Genomic DNA, 10,298 nt, shown 5'->3' on the forward strand with positions numbered 1-10,298 from the left:
ACTCGTAGCCGTGGCGCGGCTGCTCGCCGATCAGCGCCAGCACCAGCAGACGCAGGTCGCCACGGCTGAGCACGCGCGGCTGGCCGTTGCGGCGGGGTACCGCGGCATCGTCGGTGCGGCTCCTGGGGGAAGGGGATCGGCCCATTTCGATATATCGGTAACGTGTGCCGCAAACGATATATCGATAAGCCGGACCCGACAAGTACGGTTTCGGCCACAACGCTTGCCAGATCGGGCCACGCCGCCAAGTACCGCAAGGGATGAGGGCAGGGTTGCGCACGGCGCAAGCCACCGTTGCGCGGCCTGACATCCGTATCGGGCCACGCAACGGTGCTGCGGGTTTCCGCCCCGGGCGGGGCGCAGCAGACGAGCGGCGAACCGCGGGAAGGGGCCTGCTCGCTGCCAACCGTGCGCAGCGGCCCCGTCCGCGTCGAGAGGCGCGCGCGACACGTTGTCGCGGGTTCAGCGGCAGCCCGTCAGACAACGCCGACACGGCGCCGGCCTTGCCCCACAACGGTCATCCGCAGCAGTAACACTGCGTCCTGCGCATGGGCGCAGCAGGCCGCGAACGACAGCTGGCGCAGCCCTTGCAGGCAGCCACAGCGGCCTGCAGCAGTGCTTTGTCCCGCCGGTGGACGTCCCGGGACATGCCATGCAGACAGGGGTGGCCTGCCTCCATACGCCAGCGTAGCCAAGTGACGAAAGCCCTTGGTGCGCTACACTTTGTGGTCTAGAAATCTATCAACAGTCGCGCGCGTGCGTGCGGTAATGGGAGCGCTAATGAACTGGTTGAACGAGGTGCTGAACAACGACCCGAATCCTGTGGAAACCCAGGAGTGGATCGAGTCGTTGAAGGCCGTTATTGATGTCGAGGGCCCCGAGCGCGCGCATCAGCTGCTGGAAGGCATGGTGGAACTGACCCGTCGTTCGGGTGCCTATCTGCCGTTCTCTCCCACTACCGAATACGTCAACACCATCGAGCCGCAGCTGGAGGCCAAGAGCCCGGGCAACGCCGAACTGGAATGGCGCATCCGTTCGATCATCCGCTGGAACGCGATGGCCACCGTGGTGCGCGCCAACCGCAAGCCGGGTGACCTGGGCGGCCACATCGCCTCGTTCGCCTCCGGCGCAACGCTGTACGACGTGGGCTTCAACCACTTCTGGCGCGCCCCGAGCGAAAGCCACCCGGGCGATCTGCTGTTCATCCAGGGCCACAGCGCCCCGGGTATCTACGCGCGTTCCTTCCTGGAAGGCCGCATCAACGAAGAGCAGCTGGACAAGTTCCGCATGGAAGTGGACGGCGGCGGCCTGTCGTCGTACCCGCATCCGTGGCTGATGCCGGAATACTGGCAGACCCCGACCGTGTCGATGGGCCTGGGCCCGCTGGCCGCCATCTACCAGGCGCAGTTCATGCGTTACCTGGAAAACCGTGGCCTGATCGAGAAGTCCGACCGCAAGGTGTGGTGCTTCATCGGCGACGGCGAGAGCGACGAGCCGGAAACCCTCGGCGCGATCGCACTGGCCGGCCGTGAAGGCCTGGACAACCTGATCTTCGTGGTGAACTGCAACCTGCAGCGCCTGGACGGCCCGGTGCGCGGTAACGGCAAGATCATCCAGGAACTGGAAGGCGTGTTCCGTGGCGGCGGCTGGAATGTCATCAAGCTGCTGTGGGGCGGTTACTGGGATGCCCTGCTGGCCAAGGACACCAATGGCGTCCTGAAGAAGCTGATGATGGAAACCGTCGACGGCGAATACCAGAACTGCAAGGCCTTCGGCGGCGCGTACACGCGCGAGCATTTCTTCGGCAAGTACCCGGAAACCGCTGCAATGGTGGCCGGTCTTTCCGACGACGACATCTGGCGCTTGAACCGTGGTGGCCACGACCCGCACAAGGTGTACGCCGCCTATCACCAGGCCGTGAACACCAAGGGCATGCCGACCGTGATCCTGGCCAAGACGGTCAAGGGCTACGGCATGGGCAGCGCCGGTGAGGCACTGAACCCGACCCACCAGACCAAGAAGCTGGACGACGAAGCGGTGCGCCACTTCCGCGACCGCTTCAACATTCCGGTGACCGACGCGCAGCTGGCCGACGGCCAGGTGCCGTTCTACCACCCGGGCCCGGATTCGCCGGAAGTGCAGTACCTGCAGGAACGCCGTGCGTCGCTGGGTGGTTACCTGCCGCAGCGCCGCCGCAAGGCCGAAAAGAGCTTCAATGCACCGAAGCTGGAAAGCTACGAGCGCCTGCTGAAGAGCAGCGGCGAGCGCAGCTACTCCACCACCATGGCCTTCGTGCAGAGCCTGAACATCACCCTGCGTGACAAGGAACTGGGCCCGCACATCGTGCCGATCGTGGCCGACGAGGCCCGTACCTTCGGCATGGAAGGCCTGTTCCGCCAGATCGGCATCTACGCGCCGTTCGGCCAGAAGTACAAGCCGGTCGATGCCGACCAGCTGATGTTCTACCGCGAAGACCAGAGCGGCCAAGTGCTGCAGCAGGGCATCAGCGAGCCGGGTGCGATCAGCTCGTGGATGGCGGCCGGTACCAGCTACTCGGTCAGCAACGTGCCGATGCTGCCGTTCTACATCTACTACTCGATGTTCGGCTTCCAGCGCGTGGGCGACATCGCCTGGCAGGCAGCGGACATGCGTACCCGCGGCTTCCTGCTGGGTGGTACCGCCGGACGCACCACGCTGAACGGTGAGGGCCTGCAGCACGAAGATGGCTTCAGCCATCTGGTGGCCGGTGGCATTCCGAACGTGCGCAGCTACGACCCGACCTTCGGCTTCGAAGTGACGGTGATCCTGCAGCACGGCACCAAGGCGATGATGGAAGATCAGATTGACGAGTACTACTACGTCACCCTGATGAACGAGAACTACACCCACCCGGAAATGCCGGAAGGTGCGGCCGAAGGCATCGTCAAGGGCATGTACCTGCTGACCGACGCCGGCAAGCCGAAGAAGGGCGAGCTGCGCGTGCAGCTGCTGGGCTCGGGCACCATCCTGCGCGAAGCCATTGCCGCGGCCGAGCTGCTGGACAAGGACTTCGGCGTGACCGCCGACATCTGGAGCTGCCCGAGCTTCAACGAACTGCGTCGCGATGGTTTCGACGTGGAACGTGCCAACCGCCTGCATCCGGAAGGCGAGCAGCGCAAGGCCTACGTGACCGAGCTGCTGGAAGGCCGCCAGGGCCCGGCGATTGCCGCCACCGACTACGTGCGTGCGTATGCGGACCAGATCCGCGCGTTCGTGCCGATGTCGTACACCGTGCTGGGTACCGATGGGTTTGGTCGCTCGGATACGCGTGCGAACCTGCGCCGGTTCTTTGAGGTTGACCGGTACTACATCGCGCATGCCGCGATTGCGGCGCTGGCGAAGGACGGGAAGATGACCGCGAAGGATGTGGCCCGGGCGATCAAGCAGTACAAGATTGATCCGGAGAAGGCTAACCCTGTTGGGGTTTGATTTGTTGCCACTGTGCAAAAGGAAGAGGAGGCCAAGGCCTCCTTCTTTCTTTTACAGGGAAGAGACCAATGAGGTCGATTGATTTGTCCGTCGAACGGGTCGAAGGCGCAGCGAAAGTCTTCTGCGCGAGTTCCATTCGTGCAATGGCTGACGACGCGTCGTCAGCGGTTAGAAACTTTGGGCGATTCCTGGATGGAGACGTACTAAAGGGAACGGAAGGGAGCTCGACAGTTAGGGAGCTCTTGGAGCAGATTCACCTCCAGCTCTCTAGGCACCGACCAGACGAATACTTCTACAAGAGCGTCCTTCTGGACCGTATTGTCAGGGGAAGCTTCCGTCCGCATACCGTTGCCGTATTCAATGAGCACCGTGTGCGAAAGAGCCGAGCGGATCTGGTTTTCGTGCGACATGAGGGAGTAGTGTACGAGGTGAAAACGGGCTTGGATGACCTCGCAAAAGCTCCCGCTCAGATTGCAGACTACTACTCAAGTTTTACCCATGTGAATTTGGTATTGGACAGGCGCCATGTCGAGCGCGCTTTGCATGTGGTTCCAAGTAGCGTCGGGATTATGACTTTGAATCGAAGCCGAGGCCTGACAATTCATCGGCGTAGCGTCAAATTTACGGCGGGACTATCGAGCGTTGCAATGTTCGATGCCATGCGTCGGGACGAGTACTTGGAGTTGCTCTCGGCCGCGGACAGGGATCTTGACGTCAGTAGCCATAAATCGGTTTTGCAGAAGATTGAAAGCATGGACCCGGTTGAGGTGCATTCCCACTACATGGCTGCTTTGCGCAGACGTGGACTTGCAAGGCCGCGCATTAAGGACATTGCTGATCTTCCCGCAGCGCTGCTGCCGGCTGCTTATCTCTACAAAATGACAGCTAGACAGTGGGGGGCCTTGATCAACCTGCTTGACAGAGATGTGATGGACGTCTTAGAAAGAGACTCCTGACGGAACAGGGGGGGAGGGACATGTACTTTCCGTACATGCGTGGAAATCTGAATGAGCTATTTGCAGTCTCGGAGTTAGCAAAGGTCACTGCCGGTCCGGGCTTGGTACTTCCCATCTTCCGAGTCGAGAAGATGGATGCTCACCTGTATCGCAGGCTTGAGGTTATTGTTGAGCAAGGGCAGCGTATTGCTGTCATCGCAAATGCCGTTGCGCCAGAGTCGCAGGCACGTTTGTCGGAGTTTGTGAGGAAGCTCCTCCTGGAGTTCCCCACTTTAGTAATTCCTGCCTTCGAGATTTGCTCAGGCGAAATGAACGTTGCCGCCAAACTCTTTGTTCGTTCTTTCGGCGCCGAACAAGTAATGCTGGTGCACCGTATGTCTGCGCCTGCGCATGAAGTTCATCGAGCGTTCGCGAAGCTGCAGAAACCTGCGATCCATGTGTATTTTCAGGCTGCCCACCCAGAGGCGAGTCAACACGGCCTAGCATCATGTACGGACGTGGTGATCAGTGACCCATTCATGAGAAAGGCGAAGAACGGACTCTACCCCGCTCAGAGCCCCTTCTCGTCGGCTTTTGGTCTGTATCGACAAGCCGGATTCCTAGGGTTTGGGGATTTTGGCATTGTCGGGGACTACTACAAGGCCGGCGGAGGACGTGCTTCAAACGTTGCCTTGCACCTGACGGAGCGGCTACGAAACAAGTTCGTATGCAATCACTTCGTATCAGGTGACCATTTGGTGGACTCCCATATCCATTTCCAGTACGCAGATGCACTAGACAAGCTTCGAGCCTATGTGGGCAATCCGCCATCGCCAGGATTTGGAAGCTCAGGTCTGATCGATGGCTATCTCGTAGATGGGGCTTTTCATACCTTGGGGGTAGCTAAACGATGGTCCTTGAAAGGGCATATTCACACCATGCAGAACGCGCTGATGTCTGTTAACGCTCCACGCGCCATATGATTTCTTACGTATCCAAGGACATGGGTAATGAAGCTCGAATTTAGGTCGCTCCCTCCAGGAGAGATGGAGCGAGATCCAACGCAGCGCGACCAGTTCAACAACGATGAGGTCGAGTTGGTCGAAGCTCTGGTTAGAGAGTCGATTCAGAACTCGCTTGACGCATCCACTGGAGGGGCTGTCGAGGTGCGGTTCAGATTCTCCGTGATGGAGGGTAAATCAGCCACCCGCGCCTATGAGTTTCTGGATACGAATGAGCTGGACAAGCATTTGACGCTCTGTGGCCTTAGCCCGGTTTCGGACACCCGATCTGTCTCGATCTTGGTAATCGAAGACTTTGGCACGACGGGGCTGAAAGGTAACTGGAACTCATGGGATCAAGGCCCATTCTGCGACTTCTGGAGACGAATGGGAAAGTCTCACAAGGGAGGTAAATCGCTTGGCCGTTGGGGGCTGGGGAAGCTCGTTTTCTCAAGCTCGTCAAGTGCGCGTACGTTGGTTGGGCTTACCATTCGAGATAACGACACCTCTCCCCTTTTGATGGGGCAAGTAGTCTTGAAACATCATGAACTCGCGGACGGTACTCGTATTGATTCCCACGGCTTCTACTGTGACTTGGATGATGGTGGCATGCAGCTGCCGTCTCGAGACGCCTCAAGGATTGCGGCTTTCAATGACCTCTTTGGATTATCAAGAGTCAAGGAGCCCGGCCTTTCCGTAGTAATCCCGTTCCTGAGGTCTGATGTAGATAGCAACTCGGCGCTACGCGCGGTTGTTACGAATTACTTCGTTCCCATCCTTTTCGGGAGGCTTGTCGTTCAAGTAGATGGGGCGCGGATTTCGGCGAAAAATTATGGCGAAGTAGCGCTTTCAGTTGCGAATAATGACGAGCGCCTTACCGCGACAATCAACTTCATCGATGAGATCAATAGGATCTACAAAATTGCCGCGACGCTGCCATTGGAGCTGCCCGCCGGATGGGCGCGATCTCAGGGAGACCTCATTCCAGATGTAGACGCGGTCAGGACTTTGTTCCAGGGCGGGCAAGTATGCGCATTCAGAGCTCCACTAAAGCTGTTGCGGAAAGATGGTACTCCGGTTGCCTCACATGTCGACGTCTACTTGAAGAAAGCAGATGTTGATGTCGATGCAATGTTTGTCCGCCGATCAATTGTCCTATCTGCGGAAAAGAGATACTTCCGTGGGAAGAAGACGGCATGCGCGATTCTTGCGGAGGACGACGGTGTCGCTGAATTTCTTGCCGATGCTGAGAATCCAGCACATACGGGTTGCTCGGCTAGCGCGGAACGAGTCGTAGCCCGATGGAGGGCCCCTCGCGAGCGGTTGAAGGAAATTCGCGATCTTGCGCAGCGACTGTACTCGTTGCTCAGCGTTGATGTCGAAACTATTGATAAGGACGCGCTCTTTGATTTCTTCTCTGTCCCTAGTGAGGATGGCGCGCGCGGCGGTGGTGCTGGCGGGGAAAAGGTCGATCGACCCGTCATGCCTAAGGTGAGCCCCACGCCCACCCACTACAAGGTCCACTCGACTGATCGTGGATTCGCGGTTGTCGGTGACGCTAGTGCTCCCCCAGGGCTGGTTGTCCAAGTGTCAGTGGCCTACGACCTCGTGCGGGGTGATCCCTTTGCAAAACACCACCCATCAGATTTCGACCTTAGAGTCGGGAGTATTCTGGTGGAATCCGATTCGGCTGATTTCACGCCCAAGACGGCATTCACGGGAATCATTACGAGTAAAGGCGGCGCGTTCCGTGTGGAGTTCAGTGGGTTCGACATGAACCGCGATATCGCTGTCTTGGCGGAGGTGAAGTCATGAGAAGGAGGTTCAATCACACTGGGCGAAAGAGGATAGAACAATCATCCTGTTCCATTTCACTTGACATGGAAGGGGGTATGCAGCGCTTTCGAGCTCATATTGATCTCGCCGGCCTGAGTCTGCCCAATGATGCTCACGTCTACGTTGAAGCATATGTCAAGAACTCGACCATGCGATTCGACTTTGGGACGGTTCTCCATCTAAAAAACGGAGAGGTTCATGAGCTTGGTGAGTTGGATGCCAGTGGTTCCGTGCTCTTCAGAGTTCGCGTTGTTGATGAGTCAGAACGCATTGGGAGGATCCTTGCTGCCGCAAACCGACTCCGACCGAGCAGCGACGAAGGGAAGGCTGGTAGGCGATCCATTCTTCCAGTCAGATCAGCTGACCTTGGCTCGCAAGTTTGGAAGGTTGAGATTGATCCCGATGACGGTCCGATGCTTAGCGTAAGCAATAGAGTTCCAAGTCTGAAAGAGGAACTCATCGCTAATCCAGTTTACGCAGCCTTGATTCTTCCCCATGTCTTGCGCGTGATTGTTGCCAGCATCGTTGCCCGCGGAGCCATCGATAGCCAAGATTGGGCTGCGGACTGGGTCACGTGGGTGAATCGGGAGTGCGGGATTGATCTGGTTGTTCAGATTGATAACGAAGTTTTATCGGAAGACATCGAGGATGACGTTGCCGAAGCGTTCTCGGCTCGCCACGCGCTGTTGGAGAGAATGATGACGAGCATGGAGGTGCAGTGATGGTCTGTCTGTCTCGGCTGAATGCCGCTGGGATCTCCATCTTCGAGGAATTCCTGAGCAAGCTTGACGCCGACCCAACCGCACGTGTTCCCGTCGAGCTTCTTGACGATGATCGGTATTCCCAGTGCGTTGATGGATCCATTGAGGTTGATCAGCGCAAATTTAAGAATGGATATGAGCTGGGTGAGCATCTAAACAGCATTCTGCTCCCTCTTCCCGTTTCCTCGTTCACTAAGGATGCGGGGATGTGGACGTGGCTATCCCTGATGTTCTTTGATTACATTAGTCCCGCTGACTCGACGGGGGGGAGGCGTGGACGAGAGCGAGCCATCTATGTATTGAGTCCGAGCTTCTCATTCAGAAGCTACTATCGCCATGTTATGAGATCGGCCTGGCAGAGTTATCACGTTCACGGAAAGGCATCGCGAGTTCTCTTGAACACAAGCGCCGACGGTGCTCTTAGATCTGATGTCTCCGAGCAGATTGGTGCGTACGCGGACATATTTAAGACACGGAGTATCATCAGGCTTGCGGATCGCCTCTGGTATGACGACAAGAAGTGTGGGCTGAAGCGTGGCGCAGGCGGGAAGGGGAGCGGTACTCCACGACGTTTAGTTGCGGTCCTTCGTCAGCTTCAACTTACCTACGATCTTGAAGATTGTTCAGTTGATCTATTGTTAGAACTTCTTCCGGCGGAGTTTGATCGCTGGAGGTGAACGCCTCTCCCGTTGACGTGTTCAATCGGCACACTATTCCCTTACTAAACGCTAGCTCTAAGGGGTGATCCACCGGAGGATATGATGAATGCATTGGTGAACTCGGGGAGTATCGCGCTTGGGCTATTCGATTCCGCATCAGAGAAGGAAGTAACTGCAACGGATCGTGGGAAAAGCGCCTATGTATTGTCTCGGGGTCAGGTGGCTGTTCTAACCAACGCCGGGCGAGCGCCGAAGCATGAGGATCCGTTTGATGTATCAATCTTGTTCGATGCCACGATAACCACCGCTGAGGCGACATTCTATGAGTCTGAGCGTGCACCCGACGCAAGCAGGAAGGGGGAGTTGCGCTTAGGGCGGGAGATAGTCTCCCAGTGGATGAGGGTTGGTGACCTTGTTGTCATTGCAAACATTGGCGAGCGGGTGTTTGCGTTCCGCAAGGGGGATTGTCCTGCGGACCCCGAGCAGCTCGCTGAAGTGCTTGCAAAAAGTGCGCCCGCTAGGATTATGGCGCGCGCATTGGGCGTTGCGCCGAGCGGAAACAAAAAGATCGTCCAGCGAAGCGTGTATGAGCGCAATCCGTGGGTTGTCGCAGGAGCTCTCCTTCGTGCAGGCGGGAAGTGCGAGGTGGAAGATTGCGAGGTTTCCCTGTTCTTGCGGGATGATGGCTCGCCATACTTAGAGGTTCATCACATCGAGCCACTTTCCGACGGCGGCCCGGATGTACTTGAGAATGTCGCGGCCATATGTCCGATGTGCCATCGCAGATTGCATCACGGGAGCGACCGCAGCGCGATTTCCAAGCGCCTCGCTAGTGGGATTCGCTTGAAGACGGCGACACTTTAACGGCGAATTGAAGTGGGGTTCAGTTGTAGCCTTTCCTTGTGCAGATACCTATCAGCGAAAACGTGGAACAATAGACCGAGCGCTGGCCCCCCGGTGCAAGTCGAGGTTGGTCCTTTTCCTGGACCGATGACGTCAGGACCGTTCGGTTCGCTGGAGCGGGCCCTGATAAGCCGCCATGGGTCGCACGGGCGGGGAGCGTGCGCCTTTCCTGCCGCGCACGGACAGCTGCGGCACAATCATCGGTCGCTGAGGATGGAGATCTTGGAAGCGGCACTGCTATCACCACCACACCATCTAAGTAGAAACTGGTTGGTCATCACAGGGGGGGGGCGTGTCGATCAGAAGACGGGGAGATCGCCCTCACCTATTACATGCCGAAGAGAGAGGCTCTTTGCCTTTACAAACTTTAGGAAGTTGTGCGCGAGCTCATCGCTCACTATGCTCAAACGGACGCCAATCTCTGTCGGGCCACATGCTGCTGGATCGTCGCCGTTCACTGCGACGAGTTCGGCGTGCTCCAGAATTTCAATCTCCTCCCTGGCGTCGCCGCCACGGTACTCACTCACAACCGTGTGGTGAAGTGTGTGCGACCATGCGCCATCAAATCGGCTGGATCGCTTGCGGTTGCGTCGCTCGAGTAGGACCACAAGGAACTTGCTAGTAACCCGCGGCAGTCTTGCCAATTCCCTTCCAAGCTTCTTCAGGCCATCCTGAATCTCGCTGAGATCGATGTCATCTAGTGCAACGCCCGCCCTATCTGCAGAGAACTCTGCG

7 protein-coding genes and 1 pseudogene are annotated in these 10,298 nt (G+C 57.7%); 6 read left to right on the forward strand and 2 right to left on the reverse strand.

The annotated features are described in order from the left end of the window. Positions 1–145 (reverse strand): annotated as a pseudogene (locus DBR20_RS22555) (PadR family transcriptional regulator); the annotation flags it as partial. A gap of 635 nt (positions 146–780) precedes the next feature. Between DBR20_RS22555 and aceE the strand changes: the two are divergent. The 6 genes from aceE (at position 781) to DBR20_RS22560 (ending at position 9,524) form a co-directional block, all read left to right on the forward strand. Further along, the gene (gene aceE / locus DBR20_RS02595; RefSeq protein ID WP_099821378.1) at positions 781–3,468 is read left to right on the forward strand and encodes a pyruvate dehydrogenase (acetyl-transferring), homodimeric type; all 2,688 of its coding nucleotides are present in this window, start codon (positions 781–783) and stop codon (positions 3,466–3,468) included. Between the two features lie 143 nt (positions 3,469–3,611). Then, positions 3,612–4,424, forward strand: a complete 813-nt coding sequence (locus DBR20_RS02600) for a sce7726 family protein (protein WP_258223188.1) — start codon at positions 3,612–3,614, stop codon at positions 4,422–4,424. A 20-nt stretch (positions 4,425–4,444) separates the two neighbouring features. Further along, on the forward strand, positions 4,445–5,386 hold the full coding sequence (locus tag DBR20_RS02605) for a sce7725 family protein (RefSeq protein WP_108265086.1): 942 nt from the start codon (positions 4,445–4,447) through the stop codon (positions 5,384–5,386). Between the two features lie 27 nt (positions 5,387–5,413). Continuing rightward, positions 5,414–7,219: a hypothetical protein gene (locus DBR20_RS02610; protein WP_146186936.1), complete on the forward strand. Its 1,806-nt coding sequence runs from the start codon at positions 5,414–5,416 to the stop codon at positions 7,217–7,219. A 77-nt stretch (positions 7,220–7,296) separates the two neighbouring features. Beyond that, positions 7,297–7,962, forward strand: a complete 666-nt coding sequence (locus tag DBR20_RS02615; protein WP_108265088.1) for a hypothetical protein — start codon at positions 7,297–7,299, stop codon at positions 7,960–7,962. 800 nt (positions 7,963–8,762) lie between these two features. Next, positions 8,763–9,524: an HNH endonuclease signature motif containing protein gene (locus DBR20_RS22560; protein WP_181393001.1), complete on the forward strand. Its 762-nt coding sequence runs from the start codon at positions 8,763–8,765 to the stop codon at positions 9,522–9,524. Positions 9,525–9,862: 338 nt separating this feature from the next. Here the strand turns inward: DBR20_RS22560 and DBR20_RS22035 are convergent. Further along, positions 9,863–10,298: hypothetical protein (locus tag DBR20_RS22035; protein ID WP_181393002.1), on the reverse strand; the 436-nt coding region annotated here is incomplete at its 5' end.

The sequence above is a fragment of the Stenotrophomonas sp. HMWF023 genome (genome assembly GCF_003060985.1).
GTDB lineage: Bacteria > Pseudomonadota > Gammaproteobacteria > Xanthomonadales > Xanthomonadaceae > Stenotrophomonas > Stenotrophomonas lactitubi.